The sequence below is a fragment of the Mesorhizobium sp. M1273 genome, assembly GCF_040318195.1.
Classification (GTDB): domain Bacteria; phylum Pseudomonadota; class Alphaproteobacteria; order Rhizobiales; family Rhizobiaceae; genus Mesorhizobium.
On the sequence record NZ_JAMYLV010000001.1, the window covers coordinates 45,879 to 68,932 of the forward strand.

General features: G+C 61.5%; 27 protein-coding genes and 1 pseudogene. 19 read left to right on the plus strand and 9 right to left on the minus strand.

Annotated elements, in window-relative coordinates:
* Positions 1-2: 2 nt before the first annotated feature.
* The 3 genes from NKH30_RS00155 to NKH30_RS00165 are packed head-to-tail and all read left to right on the plus strand — an operon-like array spanning position 3 to position 2,727.
* The gene (locus NKH30_RS00155) at positions 3-872 is read left to right on the plus strand and encodes an ABC transporter permease (protein WP_352470537.1); all 870 of its coding nucleotides are present in this window, start codon (positions 3-5) and stop codon (positions 870-872) included.
* Positions 872-1,660, plus strand: a complete 789-nt coding sequence (locus tag NKH30_RS00160; RefSeq protein WP_352470538.1) for an ABC transporter permease — start codon at positions 872-874, stop codon at positions 1,658-1,660. The genes NKH30_RS00155 and NKH30_RS00160 overlap by 1 nt, the downstream gene beginning before the upstream one ends.
* Positions 1,660-2,727: an ABC transporter ATP-binding protein gene (locus NKH30_RS00165; protein WP_352502585.1), complete on the plus strand. Its 1,068-nt coding sequence runs from the start codon at positions 1,660-1,662 to the stop codon at positions 2,725-2,727. Before NKH30_RS00160 ends, NKH30_RS00165 begins: the two co-directional genes overlap by 1 nt.
* 547 nt (positions 2,728-3,274) lie before the next feature.
* Here NKH30_RS00165 and NKH30_RS00170 read toward each other — a convergent pair.
* Entirely contained in the window at positions 3,275-4,315 is a 1,041-nt protein-coding gene (locus NKH30_RS00170) for a site-specific integrase (RefSeq protein ID WP_352612556.1), read from the minus strand.
* Between the two features lie 8 nt (positions 4,316-4,323).
* The gene (locus NKH30_RS00175; protein ID WP_352470541.1) at positions 4,324-4,737 is read right to left on the minus strand and encodes an excisionase; all 414 of its coding nucleotides are present in this window, start codon (positions 4,735-4,737) and stop codon (positions 4,324-4,326) included.
* Positions 4,738-5,503: 766 nt separating this feature from the next.
* On the opposite strand from NKH30_RS00175, the gene NKH30_RS00180 reads away from it, so the two are divergent.
* The 4 genes from NKH30_RS00180 (at position 5,504) to NKH30_RS00195 (ending at position 9,288) form a co-directional block, all read left to right on the plus strand.
* Positions 5,504-5,815, plus strand: a complete 312-nt coding sequence (locus tag NKH30_RS00180) for a hypothetical protein (protein WP_352993732.1) — start codon at positions 5,504-5,506, stop codon at positions 5,813-5,815.
* On the plus strand, positions 5,815-6,861 hold the full coding sequence (locus NKH30_RS00185; protein ID WP_352994039.1) for a DUF7146 domain-containing protein: 1,047 nt from the start codon (positions 5,815-5,817) through the stop codon (positions 6,859-6,861). The genes NKH30_RS00180 and NKH30_RS00185 overlap by 1 nt, the downstream gene beginning before the upstream one ends.
* Before the next feature lie 313 nt (positions 6,862-7,174).
* Positions 7,175-8,110, plus strand: a complete 936-nt coding sequence (locus NKH30_RS00190; RefSeq protein ID WP_352993735.1) for an SLOG family protein — start codon at positions 7,175-7,177, stop codon at positions 8,108-8,110.
* Positions 8,111-8,958: 848 nt separating this feature from the next.
* Positions 8,959-9,288 carry a DUF736 domain-containing protein gene (locus tag NKH30_RS00195; protein ID WP_352502581.1) on the plus strand — a complete coding sequence of 110 codons (330 nt, stop codon included), beginning with the start codon at positions 8,959-8,961 and terminating at the stop codon, positions 9,286-9,288.
* A 193-nt stretch (positions 9,289-9,481) separates the two neighbouring features.
* Here NKH30_RS00195 and NKH30_RS00200 read toward each other — a convergent pair whose 3' ends face one another.
* Positions 9,482-9,697: a helix-turn-helix domain-containing protein gene (locus NKH30_RS00200; protein WP_023674290.1), complete on the minus strand. Its 216-nt coding sequence runs from the start codon at positions 9,695-9,697 to the stop codon at positions 9,482-9,484.
* A 122-nt stretch (positions 9,698-9,819) separates the two neighbouring features.
* On the opposite strand from NKH30_RS00200, the gene NKH30_RS00205 reads away from it, so the two are divergent.
* The 12 genes and pseudogenes from NKH30_RS00205 (at position 9,820) to NKH30_RS00260 (ending at position 16,870) form a co-directional block, all read left to right on the plus strand.
* Positions 9,820-10,098, plus strand: a complete 279-nt coding sequence (locus NKH30_RS00205) for a DNA -binding domain-containing protein (protein ID WP_352612552.1) — start codon at positions 9,820-9,822, stop codon at positions 10,096-10,098.
* 168 nt (positions 10,099-10,266) lie between these two features.
* The gene (locus tag NKH30_RS00210) at positions 10,267-10,452 is read left to right on the plus strand and encodes a transcriptional regulator domain-containing protein (RefSeq protein WP_352452199.1); all 186 of its coding nucleotides are present in this window, start codon (positions 10,267-10,269) and stop codon (positions 10,450-10,452) included.
* A 46-nt stretch (positions 10,453-10,498) separates the two neighbouring features.
* Complete coding sequence (locus NKH30_RS00215; protein ID WP_352470697.1) at positions 10,499-11,023, plus strand: DUF2285 domain-containing protein; 525 nt, start codon at positions 10,499-10,501, stop codon at positions 11,021-11,023.
* A 125-nt stretch (positions 11,024-11,148) separates the two neighbouring features.
* A complete protein-coding gene (locus NKH30_RS00220) occupies positions 11,149-11,439 on the plus strand; it encodes a helix-turn-helix transcriptional regulator (RefSeq protein ID WP_352993738.1) in 291 nt (96 codons plus the stop codon).
* Between the two features lie 17 nt (positions 11,440-11,456).
* Positions 11,457-11,888: a replication initiator protein A gene (locus NKH30_RS00225; protein WP_352470547.1), complete on the plus strand. Its 432-nt coding sequence runs from the start codon at positions 11,457-11,459 to the stop codon at positions 11,886-11,888.
* Complete coding sequence (locus NKH30_RS00230) at positions 11,885-12,445, plus strand: S26 family signal peptidase (protein WP_352993741.1); 561 nt, start codon at positions 11,885-11,887, stop codon at positions 12,443-12,445. Before NKH30_RS00225 ends, NKH30_RS00230 begins: the two co-directional genes overlap by 4 nt.
* Positions 12,446-12,489: 44 nt before the next feature.
* Positions 12,490-12,816 (plus strand): DUF736 domain-containing protein, encoded by a 327-nt coding sequence (locus NKH30_RS00235; RefSeq protein WP_352470549.1) that lies wholly within the window; start codon positions 12,490-12,492, stop codon positions 12,814-12,816.
* Positions 12,817-12,820: 4 nt separating this feature from the next.
* The gene (locus tag NKH30_RS00240; RefSeq protein WP_352993745.1) at positions 12,821-13,792 is read left to right on the plus strand and encodes a lytic transglycosylase domain-containing protein; all 972 of its coding nucleotides are present in this window, start codon (positions 12,821-12,823) and stop codon (positions 13,790-13,792) included.
* 66 nt (positions 13,793-13,858) lie between these two features.
* A complete protein-coding gene (locus NKH30_RS00245; protein ID WP_352470551.1) occupies positions 13,859-14,110 on the plus strand; it encodes a hypothetical protein in 252 nt (83 codons plus the stop codon).
* A complete protein-coding gene (locus NKH30_RS00250) occupies positions 14,107-15,849 on the plus strand; it encodes a relaxase/mobilization nuclease domain-containing protein (protein WP_352993748.1) in 1,743 nt (580 codons plus the stop codon). The genes NKH30_RS00245 and NKH30_RS00250 overlap by 4 nt, the downstream gene beginning before the upstream one ends.
* A 453-nt stretch (positions 15,850-16,302) precedes the next feature.
* Positions 16,303-16,540 (plus strand): annotated as a pseudogene (locus tag NKH30_RS00255) (CopG family ribbon-helix-helix protein).
* 21 nt (positions 16,541-16,561) lie between these two features.
* Positions 16,562-16,870, plus strand: coding sequence for a type II toxin-antitoxin system RelE/ParE family toxin (locus NKH30_RS00260; RefSeq protein WP_352470553.1), 309 nt, complete (start codon positions 16,562-16,564; stop codon positions 16,868-16,870).
* A gap of 189 nt (positions 16,871-17,059) precedes the next feature.
* Here NKH30_RS00260 and NKH30_RS00265 read toward each other — a convergent pair whose 3' ends face one another.
* The 6 genes from NKH30_RS00265 to NKH30_RS00290 form a co-directional block, all read right to left on the minus strand.
* Positions 17,060-18,109, minus strand: coding sequence for an L-idonate 5-dehydrogenase (locus NKH30_RS00265; RefSeq protein WP_352470554.1), 1,050 nt, complete (start codon positions 18,107-18,109; stop codon positions 17,060-17,062).
* Complete coding sequence (locus tag NKH30_RS00270; protein ID WP_352455844.1) at positions 18,106-19,512, minus strand: TRAP transporter large permease; 1,407 nt, start codon at positions 19,510-19,512, stop codon at positions 18,106-18,108. Before NKH30_RS00270 ends, NKH30_RS00265 begins: the two co-directional genes overlap by 4 nt.
* A 3-nt stretch (positions 19,513-19,515) precedes the next feature.
* Positions 19,516-20,088 (minus strand): TRAP transporter small permease, encoded by a 573-nt coding sequence (locus NKH30_RS00275; protein WP_352470555.1) that lies wholly within the window; start codon positions 20,086-20,088, stop codon positions 19,516-19,518.
* Positions 20,089-20,232: 144 nt separating this feature from the next.
* Positions 20,233-21,207, minus strand: a complete 975-nt coding sequence (locus tag NKH30_RS00280) for a sialic acid TRAP transporter substrate-binding protein SiaP (protein WP_023717039.1) — start codon at positions 21,205-21,207, stop codon at positions 20,233-20,235.
* 51 nt (positions 21,208-21,258) lie between these two features.
* Entirely contained in the window at positions 21,259-21,978 is a 720-nt protein-coding gene (locus NKH30_RS00285; RefSeq protein ID WP_352470556.1) for a FadR/GntR family transcriptional regulator, read from the minus strand.
* A 147-nt stretch (positions 21,979-22,125) separates the two neighbouring features.
* Positions 22,126-23,037, minus strand: a complete 912-nt coding sequence (locus NKH30_RS00290; protein ID WP_352502598.1) for a DMT family transporter — start codon at positions 23,035-23,037, stop codon at positions 22,126-22,128.
* Between the last annotated feature and the right edge of the window lie 17 nt (positions 23,038-23,054).

Sequence of the window (23,054 nt, forward strand, 5' to 3'; positions counted from 1 at the left end):
TCATGGCAGCACAGGTTGCGGCCGCGTCGCGCAGCGGATTGAGATCGGCCTTGCCACTGCTGGCGCCTGCCTATCTCTGGCTGACGGTTGCGATCTTCCTGCCGCTCTCAGCCATGGTCTTCTTCTCCTTCATGACCGACCTGCCGCTGTCGGGAAAGCCGTGGGCGTTCACGCTCGAAAACTATGCCGCCTTCTTTTCACAAAGCCTTTATCTGACATTGCTTTTGGCCTCGCTGCGCCTCGGCCTCGAGGTGACGCTGTGGTGCATCGTCATCGGTTATCCCGCCGCTTATGTGCTGGCCAAGGTGCTGAAAGGCCGCACCCGAGAGGCGATTTTCCTGCTCGTCATCCTGCCGTTCTGGTCGAACGGGCTGGTGCGTATCTTCTCCTGGGCGATGGTGTTGCGTGAAGGCGGCATTCTCGACACTGCGCTCAACGCCGTCCTGCCGTTCAAGATCAACATCGACCTAATGTATTCCTATCCGGCCGTAATCATCGGGCTGGTGCACTCCTACGTGCCTTACATGGTGCTGACCTGCTATCTGACCCTGCAGGCCATCGATGACTCGCTAATCGAAGCCGGGCGCTCGCTCGGCGCCTCGCGGCTGCAGGTGCTGAATCGAGTCATCATTCCGCTGTCGATGCCGGGGCTGGTGGCGGGCGCAGCGCTCGTCTTCGTCCCGGTTGTTGGTTCGTTCATGGAACCGCGCATCCTCGGCGGCCGTACCGGCACCTTTTACGGCACTGTCATCGAGGACCAGTTCGTCGCCGTGTTCAACTGGCCGCTGGGTGCTGCGCTCTCCTTTATCCTGTTGGCCGTCGTGCTGGTCATCCTGGCGGTTGCCTCGCCGGTGCTGCGGAGGGCTACGTGATGGCGACGACACGTGTTCTCGAATGGCTCGGCCGCCTTTACATCTGGCTATTGCTCGCCTTCCTCTATGTGCCAATCATCATCATGGCGCTAATGTCTTTCAACGTTTCGCCCTTCTACCAGCTGCCGTTCGAATGGACGGCGGAATGGTATGTCTCGCTGTGGCAGAACGACCAGCTTATCTCAGCCACCTGGAACAGTGTCGAAATCGCAGTCATCACTACCATCATCTGCGTCGTGCTTGGCTCGGCGGCGTCACTTGCGCTCTACCGCTATGAGTTTCGCGGCAAGAAATTCCTGCAGGCGCTGCTGTTTCCGCCAATCGCCATTCCGTGGCTGATAACCGGCACGGCGATGTTGATCTTCTTCTTCGGCGTCGGCATTGGGCGCGGCCTGTTCGCCATCCTGCTTGGCCACGTCGCGCTTGCGCTTCCCTACGTCATTGTCGTCGTGTCGGCCCGACTGCAGACCTTCGCGCACGAGCTGGAAGAGGCGGCGCGCTCGCTCGGCGCCAATCAATGGCAGTTGACGAACCGCGTCACGCTGCCCTGGATCATGCCGGGCGTCATTGCCGGTGGGCTGTTCGCCTTCGCCGTGTCCTTCGACCAGTTCGTCGTATCCTACTTCTTGTCGACGCCCGGCCAGACGACGCTGCCGGTCGAAATCTACGCCGCGATCCGCAAGGGTTTCACGCCCGAGATCAATGCGGTCTCGACGATCATCATTGTCGTGTCGATGGCGCTGATGCTGCTGACAGCGCGCTTCTTCAAATTCGGCGGAGAGAAATAATGGCTGGCGTCCAAGTAGCGAACGTGTCGCGCGCTTTCGGTGCCCACAAGGCGCTGGACGATGTGTCTATCGATTTCGCCGACGGCGGCTTCTACGCCCTGCTCGGTCCCTCCGGCAGCGGCAAGACCACGCTGCTGCGCCAGATCGCCGGCTTCGACTTTCCCGACTCTGGCCGCATCTCCATAGGCGGCGAAAGTGTCGAGCGGGTGCCGGTGGAGAAGCGGCGCATCGGCATGGTGTTCCAGAACTACGCCCTGTTTCCCAATATGAGCGTTGCTGGCAATGTCGCCTTTGGCCTGTCGGTGCGCGGCGAGCCCAAGGCGGTGATTGCCAGCGAGGTACAGCGCGCACTCGACCTTGTGCAACTCGGCAGGCTCGGCGGCCGCCGGCCGCATCAGCTGTCCGGCGGCCAGCGCCAACGGGTTGCGCTCGCTCGCGCGATCGTCATCCGGCCGCGCGTGTTGTTGCTCGACGAGCCGCTCGGAGCGTTGGACAAGGCGCTGCGGGTCGACATGCAGATCGAGCTCAAGCGCATCCAGCGCGAGATCGGCATCACCACCATCTTCGTCACCCACGACCAGGAAGAAGCGCTGACGATGAGCGACCGCATCGGCATTCTGCGCGATGGCAAGCTGGTGCAGGAAGGCTCGCCCGAGGAGATCTACGATCGGCCGAAGAGCGAGTTTGCCGCCACTTTCCTGGGCGACGCCAACATCCTTCGCGGCGACAGCACGGGCAACGGCATCCGACTGCCGGACGGCACAGCGATTGCCGCCGGCGCGGGTGCCAAGCTTGCCGCTGGGGCCAAGGCAAGCTGCGCCGTGCGGCCCGAACGCATCCGCATCTTCACCGATGCCGAGGCTCCGGATGCGGCCAACGCGAATCTGCTGCGAGGCCAGGTATCGAAGCGCATCTTCGCCGGAAATAGCAGCACCTACTTTGTCGAGCGTGCTGGCCAGACGCTCAAGGTGATTGTGCAGAACACCGGCGCTGGCAGGCTGGCGGAAGGTCAGGATGTCGTGCTGCATTGGTCGCCGGAAAGCACAGTCTTGATCGTCGCGGGGTAGCAGGCCAGAGATAGACCACTGACCGACTCAGATGGGGCTTTTGTGATGGTAAAAGATTGCGACCTCCTGGTTGAGGTCCGCGCCAGAAACGCCGATACGTCCCGCCTACGAGACCATGCCATTTTTTGGTGGTCTTGCGGCCCGGAGCAACCGATCCCGGCAATGATGATGGACAACGACATGGTTGGCATCGCCAAGGTCTTGCCGATTGACAGTTTCACTCAGAAGCGGTGCGCCGGGCTTGCGGCTAGTGCGCCGTTTGCTGCTGTTTTGAGATTTGGCCAGGCGCGTATTCATTGGCCTCGAAGACAAGCCTCCGTCAAGCCAGGCATCACGATCTTTGCCTCTAATCCTCCCAGATTCAATGTCGCTTTCGGGACCCGGCAAACCGATCCAAGGCACGGCTGCGAGCACGCGCCCTGGGGAGCCGGAGTAGACCTTTGAGCGGGGTGCGGATGGCAGTTTTGAACGTGCGATCCCATCGTCCCGAACGATGTGGATTTACCAGCAAGTCGTTATTGTTCCTGGGCTCCTTCGCCACGTTCGCTCACGACTGGTCGCGTTTCCTTTCGCCGTTTCTGTGGGAAACCTGTGGGATGAGCACACCGCGTTCGTGTCTTGTGATTTGAGTTATACTCGGAACGGTTTGCGGCGACTTGGAGAAAACCGGCTTCTTCGTGATCTTCTCGGCGGCGTCTGCCAAGAAATTAGGATGATGATGGCCGTAAGTTTCGATCAGGACGTCCACTGTAATGCCAAGAAAGCCCGCAGCCTGCCACAGATCGGTGCCGGCCTGCATCATCCAAGTCGCCGCGGTGTGGCGGAACACGTGCGGAGTAACGTCGGGCCCTAGGCCGGCGATTTCGCGCGCCGTCTTGAAGCTCTTGTCTATCGACTGCACCGGCTTTCCATTCCATTCCACGACAAAATCCTGCGATATCTTGCGACCGATGTTCGCACTTTTGCCGCGCGATTTGGTCTCGAGGTGAAGATCAGTGCGCGCCCAGCGCCGGAGGTGCGCCAGCAGCCGCTCGGGCAACGGTACAGGGGGTTGGCGCTTCTTGGTCTTCCTTGCGCCGGTGGCACCGCGATAGAAGATACCGCGGTCTAGGTCCACATGACCGCGCCCTTTCGTTGGGCGCATGGCGGCACCGCAGATTGCGGCCGAGCGCGTTCCTGTATAAAGTGCGACGAGGATGAAGCGCGCGAGATGTCGCCCAGTGCGCCGGCCACTCGCTTGGCCCTTCCATGTCTGCTTCATTCGCCAAGCTGCCCAGATCAGTGCGGCCGCCTCACTGCGGGTCAACCAGCGTTCGCGGGCGGCGGCCTTGTCTGGCAGGGTGATGACCGGTGCGGCGGTTGTATAACCCTCCTTGCGGTAGTAGTTGATGGCGGCACGAAGATCCTCGAGTTGGCGGCGCGCCGCGGCTTCGGTGGGGCGCGACGCAATGTACTCGCGGCAGAGTTTGCCATTGATGGCGGCGAGAGTTTTTTCCCCGAAGTAATCAAGGACCTTATCCAGCCGAGCCGCCGTCTCTTCTGGTGTCGCGTGCTTCGGTGCAACCTCTTTAAGGTAGAGGTTGACCACATCGGCAATTAAGACGTCCTCGGCTCCCCGCGCTCGGTGGTATTTGCTTCCAATGTAGGCGGCGAGCGCCTTTTCAGCTTCAGTTCCTGGACGGCCTTTTTCGCCGCCGCCAGCGCTGATGAAGCTGGTTCCATCGCGGATAAACCATCCAGCTTTGTTTCGGCGCGTTCCATCTTTTTTCCAGCTTTCGTCACGCCATACCAGGCGTGGCCCTTTCGAAGTCCGCGGCATAGTTCCCTCATCCTCGCGATTGCCATCAAGCTGACGTATTCCTTTCCGGCGATTAGCTCCGTTTCAAGTCGACCGGCGTCACGTTCCTTGCGTAGGCCTGCTGCGCTCATCGAGCCGTCGGGAAAGGCAATTCGCGCAGCGATTTCGACGCGCAGTGGTGTGGTCTCGTCGAATTGGTCGGGGATTTTCATAAGAAGTCCTCAGCAGTTCTTAGGTCTGAGCTGTTCGCCGACCTCGTTGAGCACTCCGTCCTGTCTCGCCGTTCTGGACACGGTCCTGCCGGAGAACTCTTCTCCAAAAAACCGGCTGCGAAAACCGCCCGCCGGAGGTGCTGCGGCGAAGAGGCGCCTTCGACCTGTCAATCGGAGTGGTTGCGCAACAAGTCTATGGCTGGCCTCTGCTTCCAGTCCGGCCAGACACACTCCTAAAGGGATCCGACCATCGTTTCAGTATCGATACGGCCGGCAGGGCCTATTGCGTCGCAACGCCCGCGCGCGCCGCGCCGCGTTCAGGCGAGCAGGGCAGCGGAGTACCTCCTTCGCTTCTTGGCTGGCAGCGTCATTGCTGGCGACGATTAGCGGCAAGCCGCCCGTGATGACCAACCACGTCCAAATCGATTTCCCGTCGCAAAAAGCGCTCTGTTCGCTCTCGAACTCAGCCGCATGCCCTCGGTGTCGCACGCCACAGCGCCGAAGGCGTGATGAAGAACGCAGATACTTCCAATGGGGCGACCGGCCCGCTCGTCGTTCATCGCCGCGCTGTGGTCCTTAATCGCTACTGCTGCACGTTTGTATGTTGCAGCCGCGTTTGTAAACAGGAACGCCGTCACTGAGTTGCTACCCCGCAACAACCTCGGTTGGCTGCCAAGCACAAGAGGACGAGGAGTGCCGGGATCTCCATGACGAGTTTGAAGGTCGAGAGAGAGGCTCTCGACTGCCCGTCTCGGAGTACATCCCGATGGCGACTACCCCTCAGAAAATTACCCTTCTGTCCTCGCGAGACATTGCCTTCAAGAACGTGGAGTTCTCCATGTCCCAGGTCCGCGTCAAGGCTGACATCTGGATCGAGGACCTACCTGACCTCGTAGCCGAAGTGACGACCCACTCGCACCTCCTCGTGCGCAAGACGACCAGTGGTTGCATCGAGCGCCTTGTCGTCGAGATTCGCGCAGGGTCGGCCAGTCCCACTGAGCCACAGGCGCCCGAACCCGCAATTCTGGGCAAGGTGCTGGAGCGCTATCAGCGCATCGACTCGCGGGAGGATGCATGATGCCCCGACGCGACGCGTCCGAACTGGCCCACCGCCTGGGCCGACAGGCCGAAGCGGTTTGTCGCCACTATCTTTCGAACGGACATCGCGAGGGACGCTACTGGCTTGTTGGCGATGTCCGAAACACGCCGGGTCGCTCTATGTTCGTGCGGCTCGTCGGCTCGCAGAGCGGAAAGGGCGCAGCCGGCAAATGGACTGACGCGGCGACCGGGGAGCATGGCGATCTTCTCGATATCATCCGCGAAAGCCGCGGTTTGAGCGACTTCAGGGACGTTGCCCATGAGGCAATAACGTTTCTCGGCCTACCGCATCCCGGACCAGAGCAGACATCAATGCGGTCGAAGTTGCTGGCCGCGCCGTCGGAAATGTCGGAGAAAGCGCGTCGGCTGTTTGCGATGTCGCAGCCGATTGCGGGTACGGTCGTAGAGGCGTATCTGCACAACCGCAGTATTGCCGCTTTGCACGGGACCGGAAGCCTGCGTTTTCACCCGCGCTGCTACTACCGGCCCGACGAACAAGCGCCGACTGAGACCTGGCCGGCGATGGTCGCTTCCGTTACCGATCTCGACGGCCATTTGACTGGCGTACATCGCACATGGCTTGATCCTTCCGGCAGGGGCAAGGCACCGGTCAGTACGCCGAGGCGCGCGATGGGCGATCTTCTCGGTCACGCGGTTCGCTTTGGCCTACCGGGCGACGTCATGGCGGGCGGCGAAGGCATCGAGACCGTCTTGTCGCTTCGGTGCATCCTGCCCGATATGGCCATGGCAGCGGCACTCTCGGCCGCCCATCTTGCTGCCATGCTGTTCCCCCTCACACTGAGACGGCTCTACATCGTGCGCGACGCCGATCCAGCCGGTAACGGCGCGCGTGACACCTTGATCGAAAGAGCGAATGCTGCCGGGATCGAGCCGGTCGTGCTCTCGCCGGCACTTGGGGACCTCAACGAAGATCTCTGTACGCTAGGCTTGGATGCCGTTCGAGCAGCAGTCCGTGTTCAGCTCGCCCCGCAGGACATCGCCCGTTTCATGGCAGTGGCGGGATAACTCGGAACGAACAGCCTGTCCGCTGTCGCCATCATCACTTGGATGCTCCTGAAGTCGGAGAGAACCGCGCCTGCGGGCCTTCGAGAGGGCGATCGGCCAGCAAACGACTCGGCCCCGCAATGTCTCCGGCCGACTATTTTCCGGCGCGCTCCCCAAGGGAGCGCTTTCCATCGCGAAGCAAAATAGCCGGCCTCCACCCTCCTCCGCTGACACTCCGGCCCTTCGCTTCGCTGCGGGTGCAGGTCCGTCCCGTCCGCCGGCTTCCGTCGCCATGAAGGCCGCGAGGGTCGCGGTCCAACCGGCGGAGCATCCAATGAGCGAGCATGACGACTACGAACCACAGCACTCGTCTTCACCCATCGACCACGTCCTCACCGAACTCCAGCTCTATGGCTACCGTCCCTTCGTGGATGAGCCTGATCCTCGACCGCTTCCAGAGGGCCACTGCGTCGCCGGCGCGATGGCCGACATCTTCGACGCCCTCATCGTGGCACTGCAAGACACTCGCCTCGAGCCCGATCTCGACGATCTTCTGTGGTCGACCGTCAACATCTTTCACCGCGCCGCAGATCGGATCGAGCGCGAACTCGATCACAACGAGCAGGCGCAACGCCGCAGCCAGCGTGAGCAGGACGGCAGCGAAGTGAAATCCGTCGAGCTGGAACGCCTGACGGCCGAAGGGCAGACGCTGATCGAACGCCAAAGCGCCTTCGAACTGATGCGTGATCAGGCCGCGGAGCACTACGAGCGCCACACCGGATCGAGTTGGCGACCGCGCAGCGGATCGATGGTCAACCATCGCAACATGACCTCTGCGCTGATCGACAGCCGCGATTTTCTCAGCGCCAAGAAACGCGCCTCGCAGGAAGTCCTTCTGCCACCTGGCCCGAAAATCGCCTTCACCGCTGGGCTCGACTTCAATGACCACCAGCTGATCTGGGCCAAGCTCGACCAGGTCCACGCCAGGCATCCCGACATGGTATTGATGCACGGGAAATCGCCGAAGGGTGGCGAAAAGATCGCCTCCTGTTGGGCAGACCATCGCAAGGTACCCCAAATCGGCTTTGCCCCTGAATGGACAAAGCATGCCAAAGCCGCCCCGTTCATGCGCAATGATGCAATGCTGGAGGCGCTGCCGATAGGCGTCATCGTCTTTCCCGGGACCGGAATTCAGGACAATCTTGCAGACAAGGCAAAGAAGCTCGGCATCCCAGTCCTCGACTTCCGCCCCAAGGGAGGCGGCGCGTAAGCGCTGCCCGCCGCTACCCTTTTTTCGATTGTACGATACGGCCGCGATCGGGCAGCGGGTACTGTATTTGCAGCTCGCTGGAGTGCTTGGCCCGGGATGCCGGATCTCCGGCTTCCTGCGCCGCCCGTCTTTTTGCGATACTCAAGTCCGCGCCCTAGCAAAGGCGCGCGACGCCGTCACGCTTGCCGTCAACGTTCAGCTGCGTCGCAGCTGGCATCACAGCTGCGAATAACGACGCCCGTTCAACCGAACAGGGCCTGGATCTGGGCGAACTCACCGAACAACCGGCGTGGGCAGGATGCTTTTTTCGGCCATCGCATTGTTAGGATCGTCGCTGACACGGCATCGCGCGACGCACAGTTCGAATCCACAACGGCGTGCCGTCTCGCTCCAAAGATAGCGCATATCCGGTGGTGCACGTCAGCCGTGACTTGAACCGTCACGTGCATGTCTTATGCGCGTTTCCGACAACAGCTTGCGGCTTCGCGATGCCTGTACAGAGGAGCATCGACGCCGGTGATCGTCGTAGCCGGGATTTCGCCAGCGACGGTATCGCCAGGTTCTCCGTTGATGTCTCTATCTGGTGGGCCGCTCCAAACGGCCTCTTTAATGGGCTGATCTGGCCGAAGGTCGGCTGCGCCTCGATCGCCTAAGCCGCAATGGCGCCGATCGACTTTCTTCCCCTGCCGGCTGCGCCGTCATTCCTCGCGAAACAACAAAGTCACTTGGCTGCCATCCTCCGCTGGCGCTGCGGTCGCAAGCGATGCGGCGTCGATCGCCTCCGGCCCGCCGATCGCTATCGAGGCCGCAATGGTGCGGGCTCGAAACAGAGTTCAAGGAGAAAACTCATGGCGATAATCGGAAGCTTCAAGAGGACCGGCAACAACGAGTTCACCGGCGAAATCGTCACCCTCTCGCTCCAGGCCAAGAACGTCCGCATCGTCCCCGAGGCCAACCGCTCTGGCGACAACGCCCCCAGTCACCGTGTCTTCGTCGGGCGGGTCGAGATCGGCGCCGCTTGGTCCAAGCGCTCCAATGAGGGCCGCGACTTTCTCGGCCTGAAGGTGGACGATCCGAGCTTCACTGCTCCGATCTACGCCAACCTCTTCAACGATGAGCAAGGCGAAGACTACAGCCTTATCTGGTCCCGCCCCAACGGCCGCCGCAACGCGGAGTAAGGCCCCGACCAAGGCTCCGCCCGGACGAACAGGGCGGGGCCGTCCTCCTTTTCACGGCAAGATGAGCGCAGTCGCTGCCCAACGAGCTCCGTCGGACTTTGGGGCGACTACCTGTCGTGTTCGCGACTGGAGACTTCATTCCTGCATGTCGCCTCGCCGATCATCGAAAATTCGAGGTGTTTCCCGCGTCAACTCACGGTGCCGATTTTCTGATCAACTCGCATGGGTCCACATTCAGCGCAGTTGCGATCCTCCCAAGAACACTGATGCTGGCCGAGACCCGAGCGCGCTCGATCGATCCGACGTAACGCATGCTCAGTCCAGAGCGGGCGGCCAGTTCCTCCTGCGTCACGTTCTGGTCATGGCGCAGGCGACGCATGTTGGCCGCCATGATCTCCTTGAGATTCATGGCGGATTAGGGACCAGAAAGGGAACTATCGTTCTAGGAATGATCGTTCCTATTCGCTATGATTGGTGCTCGATCTAAAGGACGGCTCCTTCGAGATCGCGATCGAAATATGGTCAAATACCATGCTTAAACCGCTGCTCGATCCTGACGTCGCCGACATTGCGCCGGATGCCTCGGTCCTGACCGGCTATGACGAGGAGCGTCTGCTCACCTACATTCGCCTGCTTGACGCGGCGGCGGAAGATGCCGATTGGCGAGAGGTGGCCAGGATCGTCTTGCATATAGACCCGGAGCAGGAGCCGGAACGAGCGTACCGGTCCTGGGAAACCCATCTTGCCCGCGCGCGATGGATGACGACCAGCGGCTACCGATATCTTCTCGCTGGCGGCGCTCCGCACTGACGCGGCCGTCGCTCCACTTTGCTGAGTCGGCATAATGGTTTGCCGACTCTCCAACTATTCAACTTCCTTATCCGCCGGGAATGTTGACGCCGACGCCTCACATCCGGGTACGCGGAGAGGACAGGAACAGTGCAAGGCGATTGGACCGATCCGGCGGCGTATGCACACATGTGCAGCTACCAGGCTACGGAATTCGCTGCCGAGTATCTGATCCGGAATGACGAATTCGTGGCAGAGTGCAGCCAGCTTGCATCGCAACTCGCTGGTTCTGGAGAACCTGCCGGTCAGCCCGATCTCGCCGCCCGTTGGGGCGCGCGATTTCAAAACTGCCGGTGCCGGACTTCCGAAAGCTGACAATATCATCTGGACGGAACAGGCCTCGCCGCGCGTGCTCCGGGTCATGCGGGTATCTACATCCCATCAAACAGTTCGACCTTCCAGCCTTGCCGGAGCCAGCGTTTGGCCGCAGGACGAAGGCCTTCACATTATTTGGTCTACCTTAATTGGGAAAAGTCATCTCGTCGCTGATGACCGCGCCGGTGAATTCAACGCTACCCTTCTGCCGCTCGACGCTGCATTCGAGACGCGGCTCGATGCAGCGCGCCGGTTCTGGCGCGCACTGAACGGCCGGGCAGGAAGTTCATCTTACGGCGCGCTGCCGCAACAGACCAAGACCAGGCATATCCTCAATTTGCGCGCACATGATGGTCACCGCATGGGTGCAACCTATCGTCAGCTCGCGGAGGTGCTGTTTTCGCAAGAGCCGATTGTGCCGCGAGATTGGCGTGATCATCATCTCCGCCACAAGGTCCGAGCTATCTTACGCCGTGCAGCTTTTTTAGTCGCCGGCGGCTATCGCGATCTTCTCTTCTATCCCCACAACCGCAGCGAAAAGTCCGGCCGCCGAAGTCCTTCTTCGGGATAGCAAAGGGGTAGCAAAAACGCGCCCCCCAATCTTTGCCCTCCCTCGCCTTTCCTCATTTCGATCATGGTCCACTTCGCGCGTCCCGGCAGGCCAGGACGACAGCAGAACCGAATGGAGATCGAGCGATGTCGAAGGGTCCCGCGGTCGCGCCCCAAAAGTATTTGCGCACGAAGGAGGCAGCACCCATCGTCGGGCTCTGCGTCCGCACACTCGAAAAGCACCGGACCTACGGCACCGGCCCAAAATACCGGAAGGTCGGCGGGCGCGTTCTCTACGACATCAACGACCTGCACGCCTGGATAGAGCTGGGCGCACGCACCTCCACCAGCGATGCCAACGCGACCTATGTTCCGCCGGCAAAACCCCATGCAGCCCGCGCGCCCGCCTATGTCGGCCGGCGCGACCGCAGCTCCTGATCTGTGGCGCACCGAAAATGCAGTATCGCGAGACCGTTCAGCAGCAATTTGCGCTGTCTTATGTCCCCTCAACCGGCTTCCCTCCACGCGGCACGCGGGACGTCGTGGCGCGGCAGCTCGTCTTATTGGTGAAATCCCGCCGCCTGACACCGATCCACCCTCATGCGGGCGAAGAATCGACCTGCGTTGAGGCGGCAAGTGTGCACGGCATGGGAACGATTTGGAACGCTGCCATCCTGGTCTGGGCTGCGTCGCAAACCATCCACGCGCAAGCCAGGAGATTGCAACCGCGCCGCTTGGTAGCGGCGAAACAGCAGCAAATCCTGACCTTCATGTCGCCGCGTCAACGGCGGCACGTCCACAGCCGGATAGCCGCACGCGAGCAGCCGAGTCCATACACCGGCAAGCGTCGTAAAGCTTTCCTGCTGCGCCCCGGGATCGAGTCATGAGCAAACGCACAAAGATCATCGCCACCATGGTTGGCGGCGCAGTGCTCGCCGCGGCGCCGGCATGGATTAGCCATCCGCCGCTGTCCATCTGGAACTCATCGGCGAGCATCCCCGTCGGGCTCTATCGCGTCCAGCCGGCCGACAAAATCGGTATTGCCAATATCGCCGTCATCATGCCGCCCGAGCCATTGGCGGCCTTCATGGCAAGACGCGGCTATCTGCCGAAAAATGTGCCGCTCCTCAAGCATGTTTTGGCACTCGGGGGCGCAACCGTCTGTCGCCAAGGCACAATGATCATCGTCAACGGCAAGACGTATGGACATGCGCGCGAGCGTGACAGTCGTGGTCGATCCCTGCCCATCTGGCAGGGCTGCCGCGACGTTGCCGAGGCCGACGTCTTCCTTATGAACCCGGGTGCAGCCGACAGTTTTGACAGCCGCTATTTCGGCCCGCTCCCGCTCTCATCGATAGTTGGCCGCGCGGTTCCAGTCTGGACCACGGAGCGCACCACTCCGGTACTGGATATCACCAACGATCCCCTCGCTAGCGAGCCGTGAGGGCTCGGCTCGACGCGCACTAACACTCAGAAAGGAGCACTGCAATGACCCAGATCGGAACCTTCACGCGCAATGATGACGGCTTCTTCGGCAATCTCTCCACGCTAACAATCGAGGCGAAGATTGCCATCCTGCCTGCCGAGAAATCCAAAACCGAAAACGCGCCCGACCATCTGATCTATTGCGAAGGGATGGCGATCGGTGCGGCTTGGGACCGCGCCGGAGACAAGGCTGGGGATTACCTCTCCGTCTCAATTGACGACCCGTCCTTTACGCAGCCGATCCGCGCCAAGCTGTTTCGGTCCGATGCAGAGAACAGCGTCTGGAGCCTGCACTGGAACCGATCATCGAAGCGCGACGGGCGAGGCTGAACAGATGCTTCTGGAGCCCTTCGACGAATCTTTCTCGCCAACCCTTTTGATCCATTGCGCGCCGGTCAAACCCTTCGACCCGACCGCCCGCGAGGCAGCCCAGAGGGGGCCGGACACTTGCTTGTGGCTGCGGACGCCGATTTCATCACAATTTTGGCAAAGCCGGTTCGATTGGCGAGCCCCTGCCCTTAACGGAAGCGAACACCGTCGCAGGCTGGCGGCGCATCGGTTCTGCGGTCTGCGGGACGCAGCCCACAGAGGCATGACGACGTTTGCCGCATGTGTGATGCTCGGCTTCGTGGCGCCCGAAACTGGTGCAGCGGCTTCCTCTGCTGGTGAACGGCCGGCGCACTCCGAGTCGACGATCTTGTCGGCTGGCCCGTGGTCGCGGCATATCCGGGAAGCGTCAAAACGCTTCGCCATTCCAGAGCAGTTGCTGCGCGGCGTCATGCATGTTGAGAGCGTCGGCGATGTTCGTGCGCTTTCAAGCAAGGGCGCAATGGGCTTGATGCAGATCATGCCGGCGACGTGGCAAGAACTGCGCATCAAATACCGTCTCGGTGACGATCCGTATCAACCGCGTGACAACATTCTTGCAGGTGCAGCATATCTTCGCGAAATGCTCGACAGCTTCGGGCGCAGCGGCTTTCTTGCCGCTTACAATGCCGGTCCTGGTCGGTACACGGAACATCTCTTAACCGGCCGTCCGCTGCCACGCGAGACGGTCGACTACGTCAGGAAACTTGCGCCGCTGCTCGATGGTGCAGTTCTCACTCCGCGGCGCGCGCGGCACGGAAGGGGCAGAGCCAGCTCACTCCGTGCAACGATCTTTCCGCATCCCCATGACATTCGGAACGCGATCGGATGGCAATGGTTATGCCGAGACGATCTTTGCGGCGATTCATTCGTCTGCAATGCGGTCGCCAATGGGCAATCCTGTTGCGGACCTGACCGCGATCGAGCCACAGCCGGGTGAAACCGATTTCCAATCGAACCACGCTGGTTCCGGCCTATTCGCTCAGCCCTCTTTAGCCATATCGCAATGATCGCCACGTTCCTCCTCAATTGCATTCCGGCCTGTTCCGTCGCGGAAATTCCGGCGGAAGGGTTGGCTGTGGATGAGAACAGAGAGATTGGCAGGATAAAGGGCCGCGAGGTGCGGCTCGGTTCGGCCGATTGTTTTCCTTACAATTTTCGTCTCATTTCGCAATGTGCTGGCACAATCAGCGATGTGCGCTATTCCCAATTTTTCAGTGTTTCAATGGAAACCGCACCTCGTGGCCGTCTAGCATGAAGCGTGACGATAGCTTTCGCGTCCGCCCTGGTCGCATCCGCTCCCGCGCCGGCCAGCGCGCACGACCCTTCATCTTCCAGGCTCTTGCGGCCACACAGCGCGCCGGCGGTCACCTTACACGCCAGGGTCGGATCACCTCCCCGCGAGCTTCAACGTTTGGCCGCGGCAGGTCAGCGAGCATCCGCGCCAGTCGCCTCATCTCTGACCGGTCACGCGGCGCCGTCGTCAAGACCCGTGTGGTACGGCAGTTCAGAGGGTCTGGGCCACTCGCCACCCATCTCAAATATCTTCGCCGCGAAGGTGTTACACGTGATGGTGAGAAGGCGAGGATGTTCGGTCCCGACACCAAAGATGCAGATCATGACGCCTTCTGCGACCGCTGCAAGGATGATCGGCATCACTTCCGTTTCATCGTTTCGCCAGACGATGCAATGGAGCTCGGCGACCTCAAGAACTTCGCTTGTGACCTGATGGCCGACATGGCGCGCGACCTCGGCACGAGGCTCGACTGGATAGCCGTCGATCACTGGAACACCGAACATCCGCACGTTCACATCCTCGTTCGCGGCGTTGCCGACGATGGCGAGAGCCTTGTCATCTCGCGGGACTACATCCGCCAGGGCATGCGCGATCGGGCGAGCGACATTCTCACCCAGACGCTTGGGCTCCGCATGGACCTCGACATCCGCCGGGCCATCGAGCGCCAGGTCGACACTGAGCGCTGGACGCAGCTCGATCGCCAGCTTGTTCGTGACGCCGACCGTCATGGTATCATTGATCTCGCGCCACATCCTGATCGCCGGCCCGACGAGTTCCTGGGGCTCAAAGTCGGCCGGCTGCGGCAACTGGAAAGCCTGGGCCTCGCGAACGAGATCCGTCCCGGCCAGTGGATAGTGGTCGAACAGGCCGAGCCCACTTTGCGCGCCCTCGGTGAACGCGGCGACATCATCAAGCGCATGCACCGCAGCCTCACTGTGCATGGGCTAGAAAAAGGGACGGCCGACTATGTGCTAGCCGCCGAAAGGATTGATGCGCCCGTGATCGGCCGACTGCTCGAACGCGGTCTTTATGACGAACGGCGCGGCGCGGCCTATGCCATCGTCGATGGCATTGATGGACGCACGCACCACATTCGCTTCGATGACCCTGATGCGGCCGGAGACTCCGACCCGGGCTCGGTCGTGGAGTTGTGCCGCGATGCGAGTGCAAATGGCGGTGGCCGGGTCACGCTCGCGGTCCGCTCCGACCTGTCAATCGAACAGCAGGTCCATGCTTCCGGCGCGACTTGGCTCGATCGCCAACTCGTTGCACGCGAGCCTGCCGAATTCGGTGACGGCGGCTTTGGTAGGGACGTAAGACAGGCACTGCAAGATCGGGTCGACCACCTTGTCAGCCGCGATCTGGCCAAGCGCGAGGGACAGCGCGTCATTCTTGTGCGCAATCTGATCGATACTTTACACGATCATGAGGTGGAATCGCTCGGTGCCCGCCTCGCCGCCCAGACGGGCCTCTCGTTCACGAAGGCTGCCAACGGCGATCATGTGGCTGGGATTTACCGGCGGCGTTTCTCGCTGGCTTCAGGCCGGCTCGCGATGATCGACAATGGACTCGAATTCAAGCTCGTGCCCTGGTCGCCGTCGCTCGAAAAGCGATTGGGTAATCAAGTCATCGGGGTCGTGTGCTCGGATATGGGGGGCGTGGATTGGAACCTGGGAAAGAAGCGCGGCATCGGGCTATGAAGGTTCCAGGCGTATGCTCTATCCTGATGCTGGGAAGCCAGCACGGTCGCACATTCTATTTGTACCTGCACAGTGAAGCGCCGATTGCCTCGCAAAAAACAGGGACTTTGCGCATCCTCGATTCAGTCTGGCGCCGGCAATCGCGGCACTGGCGCTGTTTGCCTTCGTCTATCACTGGAATAGCTATGTCTGGCCGCTGACCGTTCTACAGGGCAATGCACACGAATATCCGATCGTCATCGGCCTTAGTCGCCTGCTCAGCTACAACAGAGGCGCTCTAAACACGGGACTGGTGATGGCTGGCGCCACGCTTGCCGTGCTCCCGCCACTGGTGCTCTTCGTCTTGCTGCAGCGCTTCTTTGTGGATTCGATCGTCGGCTCGGCGGTCAGGGGATAATGAACCAGCGCGGCGCTCTGTGCTAAGGTGTACACCGATCAACACAGGACACCGCTATGGCCGCTAGCACCACTATGACAATTCGCGTCAGTCCCGATGTAAAGGAAAAGCTCGACCGGATCGCAAACCGACACCCGGCGTAGCAAGTCATTCCTCGCAGGTGAAGCCGTCGCAGCGTAAGTCGATCGCGAGCTTGAAATCATTGAAGGTATCAAGCGCGGCCTTGCTGATGTCGAAGCTGGGCGCATCGTGTCCCATGATAGGGCTATGGCAGAAATTGTATGCCGCGATTGATGCCGGCACGGGCCGCAAGGTGTGACGCGAGCCGTTCAGTGGTCTCGCGGTGAGCTGGACGACATCAAGGAACAGATCGCCTATATTTCGCAGGATAATCCGCGCGCTGCGCGCCTGGCAGCAGACCGGATTCTGGACGCAGGGGCCGCGCTTGGGGAAATGGCAACCGGGCGGCCCGGCCGTGTATCCGGCACCTATGAAAAGCCTATGAGTCGCCTGCCCTACATCATCGCTTATGCCGTGACCGCCAAGGGCGGCCGAGAAAGCATTTCAATTTTGCGGGTGATCCACGCAGCGCGCGATTGGCAGGACGAGGAATGGCCGAACTGAACGAAATCTCGCGACGAAGGGGCTTTAATCGCGAGCGGATTTGCTGCCAACAATTTTGACAGCAAGCTGCCGGGTATTGCTCCCGAGTTTAACCGGAGACCTGGGTGGGAGCATATACGTCGAGCACGTTCTGAGTTTCGTCCGTTCGCAATGAGTTATGGCTGCTAACGATCTGGCAAGAACCACGATTCAGTCCGCGGTCAGCACGACCTTGACACTCTGTGAACGGTCGGCGGCAAGTCGGAAGGCATCGGTGGCGCAAGAAAGCGTGCGCTCCGCTGTCATCAGCTTCAGGACGTCCACCTCCCCCGACACGATGAGATCGACCGCCCGGCCGAACTCCGTGCCGAAGCGGAATGTGCCTTTGAGGTCGATCTCCTTGGCCATTACTGCATTGGCAGGCAGCGGGATGTGGCCACCGGGAAGATTGCCGACCTGGACCACCGTGCCGCCGCGCCGGACACTGGCGATCGCCGCGGCAAGGCCGGCGGCAGTGCCTGAAATCTCGAACGCGACATCAAGCGAATCCCCGGCAGCAAGCGCCTGGAGTTCGGCGTCGCCGCCGGAAAGGTCGATCGTCCTGTCGGCGCCAAGCCGGCGGGCGAAGGCGAGCGGCGCGGCGGCGATATCGACGACGGTCAGTTCAGCGCAGCCGGCAAGCCTGGCCGCGAGCATGGTCAAGAGACCGATGGGGCCGGCACCGAACAGGACGACGTTGCGGCCCCTGACGTCGCCCACCCGCGCGACGGCGTGCAGACTGACCGCCAACGGCTCGGCAAGTGCGGCCGCCTGGTAGGCCACGTCAGATGGAACCTTGAAACATTGCGCGGGCGTGGCGTCGAACAGACTGGCGAATCCGCCCTGCATATGCGGCGTCTTCGATGCCGAGCCCATGAAATAGATGTTCTCGCAGAGATTGGCGCGGCCTTCCAGGCATCGCGCGCAACGCCCGCACCAGCGCGACGGATTGACCGCGACATGGTCGCCGATGCCGAGGCCGGGCGCGGCGCCGTTGATCTCGACGATTTCGCCTGAGATTTCGTGGCCGAGGACAAGCGGCGAAGTGACGACGAAGTCGCCGGTACGGGCATGGCGGAAATAATGCAGGTCGGAGCCGCAGATGCCCCCTGCCCCAAAGCGCACCCGCACCATACCTGGTGCCAGCGGTTCAAGCGGACGCTCCACGACGCGCAGGTCCTGCGGGCCGAACAGCGTCGCGGCAATCGCCTGGCCACTCACCGGATCAAGCCCATCTCGGTCGGCAGCCAAAGCGTGATGGCGGGTATGAAGGTGATCAGAAGCAGCGCCACGATAAGCGGCACCAGCCACGGCAGGATCGCCATGGTGGTGCGCTCAACCGAGAGCTTGGCAACGCGCGACAACACAAAGAGCACCATGCCGAGCGGCGGGTGCAAAAGCCCGATCATCAGGTTGAGCGTCATGATCAGCCCGAAATGCACAGGGTTGATGCCGTAGACGGCGGCGACCGGCAGCAGGATCGGCACCAGAATCGTGATCGCGGCGATCGTATCGAGGAAGCAGCCGACCACCAGCATCAGGATGTTGACCAGGATCAGGAAGACCCACTTGTTTTCGGTGAGCGCGAAAATGAAGTTCGAGAACAGCTGTGCTGCCTGGCTGACGGTGAGCAGCCAGGCGAAGATCGATGCGGCGGTGACGATGAAAAGCACCGAGGCGGTCGTCTCGATCGTGTCAAAGCTGGCCTTGGCAAGCAAACGCAGCGTCATCGTGCGGTAGCGCACCAGCCCGAGGAAAAGCGACCAGATCACAGCCGCCATCGCCGCCTCGGTCGGCGTGAACCAGCCCATCGTCATGCCGCCGATCAGGATAACCGGCGTCATCAGCGCCATGACCGCGGAGAAATCGAAATACCAGTCCGCCACGATCAGCACCAGCAGCGCTATGCCGACCGCGATATTGATCGACAGGCCAAGCTGCACCAGCACATAGCAGCCAATCGGAAAGGCAGCCACCACCAGCACCTCGCCCGCAGCTTCGGCCAGCCGCCGAAGCTCGAAGGATGTGTCGGAGCCCCAGCCGCGCCTGTAGGCGAAGATGGCGACCGTGATCATCATCAGCACGGTCATGACCACGCCGGGCAGGATGCCGGCCATGAACAGCGCGCCAATCGAGACATTGGCCATCATGCCGTAGATGACGAAGGGCAGCGAGGGCGGAAAGATCGGCCCGAGCGTGGCGGAAGCGGCGGTAACCCCGACCGCGGCGTCGATAGGATAGCCGTGGTCCTTCATCGCCTTGATCTCGATGGTGCCGATGCCGGCGGCGTCGGCGAGAGCGGTGCCCGACATGCCGGAAAAGATCACCGATCCGATGATGTTGACCTGCGCCAGGCCGCCTTTCATCCAGCCGACCAGGGCAAGGGCGAAGGAATAGATGCGCCCGGTCACGCCGGCGATGTTCATGAGGTTGCCGGCCAGGATGAAGAACGGAACGGCGAGCAGCGGAAAGCTCTCCACCCCGGCGATCATGCGCTGGGCCGCGATGATATCGGGCGCGACGCCGTAGATGACGAGGTAAAGGATCGACGCGGCCGCCATCGAAACGGCGACCGGCACGCCGATGAGCATCAGGACAAGAAAGCCCCCGACCAGAAGCAGCATCGCTCAGACCCCCGCCGTCTCGAACGCGCCAGGACGCTCGAGCACCGAATAGCCGCGCCTGTAATTGCCGATGAAGACCTGGATCGAGCGCAGTAGCATCAGCACGAACCCGGCCAGTACGGCGTAGAAAAACCAGCGCCGCGGCAGGTTGACGGTGACCATGCGCTCATGCGCCACGATCGTGACGTAGCGCCACATCAGCCAGGACCCGTAGCCGAAGAATGCAATGCGGATAACATCGACGGCGAGCGCCAGCCAGCGGCCGACGCGCTCCGGCAGATAGTGGTAAAGCACGTCGACATGGATATGGCGCGAAAGGCGCACGCACATGGCGGCGCCCAGAAAAACGACGACGACGAGCGCGTTGATGGCGATCTCCTCGGTCCACGCAAGGCTGTTGTTCAGCGCATAGCGGGTGAAAAACTGCAGGAAGACACACACGACCATGCCCCAGAATACGGCAAGCGTGATCCAGTCCTCGATGCCGTGGTCCGACAGGTCGACGTGTACCGGCACCTCCTCGAAGGCGTGCGCGATCTCTCCGACGGTGATCTCGATGTGGTGTTCCTCGGCCATCGGCGCGGGCTCCCGAAGCTGGTGGGTCGTCAAGGATTGAAAAGGCCGTCCGGCGCAATTTGGAGCCGGACCGAAGAGCAGGTTAAAGCAGCAAATCCGATTGCCGCTCTATCCTCTTGATTAAGCATTCGATTTGCCGATGGCCTACTTGATGGCGCGGATCGCTTCCCAATCGGCCTTGTTGTAGCCGAACTCCTCGAAGGTGACCTTCTCCAGCACATTCTTCTCGAAGTCGGCACGGTCGACATCGGTTACGCTGATGCCGCGGTCCTTGAATACCTGCACCAGTTCCTTTTCGCGGGCGACGATCTTTGCCGTGGCGCGGGCGGCAGCCTCCTGCATCACCTCGGTGAAGATCTTCTTGTCTTCGTCGGAAAGCGAGGCCCAGCGCGACGCCGATATGATGGTGTTGAGATGATCGACGATATGGCCAGTGAGCACGATGTTCTTCTGCACCTCGTAGAATTTCTTCGCCTCGATGGTGGTCAGCGGATTCTCCTGGGCCTCGACCGTGCCGTTCTGCAGGGCCAGATACACCTCGGCGAAGGCAATCGGCGCGGTGTTGGCGCCGCAGGCACGCGGCATGGCCAGATAGGCCGGCACGTCGGGAACCCGCATCTTCAGGCCCTGCATGTCGGAGCACTTGGCGATCGGACGGTTCGAGGTGGTCTGCCGCGTCCCGTAATAGGTGGTGGCGGCGATGTGATTGCCGGTCTTGTCCTCATAGCCCTTGGTCAGGGCCTTGTAGACGTCGCTCTTGGTGTATTTCAGCAAATGGTCGGCATCGCGGAAAGTGTATGGGAAATAGGTGACGCCGATCGGTGGATATTCGCGCGCCGCGAAGCTCGATCCGGAAATGATGATATCGACGGTACCGAGCATCAGGCCCTGGTTGATGTCTGCTTCCTTGCCAAGCTGCGAGGCCGGATAGACGTCGATGGCGTAGCGGCCCTGGGTGCGCTTCTTGATTTCGTCGGCCGCCCACACGGATTCGGTGTGGAAGGGCTCCGTCGTCTCGTAGACATGCGCCCATTTCAGGACCGTTTCCGCCGAGGCCGACGCCATGGGTATGGCAATTGCGGCGATCGCACCGAGCAGAACTGCGTATTTTCTCAGCATCTAATTCCTCCCTGGTTGAACTTGACGGCCGGATCTCCCCCCGGCCAACTGCTATTCCGCAACCTCCTTGGCCGCGGCTCTCTCATCGAAATTGCGTGAGAATCTGATTTGCGACTGGCGCAGATGCTGCTGCATGGCGGCCTTGGCCCGCTCGGGGTCGCGCGCGGCAATTGCATCGCGCACAGCACGATGTTCCTTTGCCGCGACCTGCCAGGAATCGCTGGTCTCGAAATGGATCGACAGGCGTTCGAAGTACGGGTTCATGCGCTGGTCGAAAAGCTCGCCGATGAAGCGCACCAGCACCGCGTTCTCGAGAATGCCGGCGACAGCGGTGTGAAATTCCCGGTCGAGCGCAATGGTCATCTTGTTGGGGTGACGCATGGCCTCCATCCGTCGCAGCACGTCGTCGAGCCGTTCGATATCTGCAGGCCGGACATGGAGGGCCGCTTCGGCGGCGATCGCGCCTTCGACAAATTCGCGCGCGCGCAACAGCTCGAACGGGCCTTCCTCGACTTCGGGTTCGGAGGCGGCGGCGCTCGGCGGATCGGTGACGTAGATACCCGAGCCGACGCGGATGCGTATGCGGCCTTCGACCTCCAGCGCTATCAGCGCTTCACGGACTGTCGGGCGGGAAATTCCGAGCTGGTCGGCCAGATCCCGCTCGGTCGGCAGGCGGTCGCCGACGGAAAACTCGCCGGCATCGATCAGCTGCCTGAGCTGATCGGCGACCTGTCGGTAAAGCCGGCGTGGTTCAACGGCCTGGATCGGCATGTGCGTTTAGTTCCCTCCCGGGCCAACCCTGGTACATTGGTCTGACCCATTGACCGCAGCTTAGACAGAGGACGCGGAGAGTCAAGCTCGATGGAACCGCGGCCCGCACAACCGGAACGCGGCGGCATTGCGCAAGCATTCCATGCGTCAGCGCCGTCCCCCGCGAATGACCAGGACGTTCCCGGCGGCGACGAGGGCGAGCCCGGCAACCGCGTAAGCGGTCCAGGCATAGCCTTCCAGCGCCGTGGAGATCAAAAGCGCAAAGACGGGAAATATGACGGTCGCATAGCCGGCGCGGGCGCCGCCAATGCGTCCGAGCAGCGTCAGGTAGGCGGCGAAAGCGACGACGGTCGATATGACGGCGAGGAAGACCAGCGAGCCAATATAAGAGGCGGTCGTCGCGAACACGAACGGCTCACCAAGCAGGAAGGCCAGGAACGTCGACCACAGAGTGCCATAAAGCATGCCCCAGGCGCTCGTTGAAACGAGCGGCAGGCCGCGGCGCTGGTTTGCGACGGAGACGAGATTGCCGGCGCAGAAGCTCAGCGTGCCACAGAGGCACAGAAGAAGGCCCACCAACGTGCCGCCGGAAAGCCCGTTGGCGGCGATTTCGGGAAAGAACATCAGCGCTATGCCGGCGAAGCCGATGAGGCCGCCGGCGAGAATGCGCGGCGCCGGGCGCTCGCCGACGACCAAGGCAGCGAGCAGCATGTTGATGACCGAGGCGAGCGAGAAGACGACCGAGAGCAAGCCGCTGACGAGATAGCCGGCGCCGTAATAGAAAAACAGGAAGTTCGACGAGAAGATGAGGATGCCGAGCACAGCAAAGCGCAAATGATCGGTGATCGGAAAGCGGAGCCGCCGACCGGAAAAGCCCGCCCAGGCAAACATCAGCAGCGTGGCGATGGCGAAGCGCCAGACCAGATTGACCTCGTTCGACACGCCGCTGCCGACCTGAAGTTCGATCGCGAACCACGATGCGCTCCAGGCAATGACCGTCAGCGCGTAAAGCCCGTAGTCGACCGGTTCGAAGGGGCGGTCGTGCGTCGTCAAGCGCATTTCCACGCTAGCCGGTT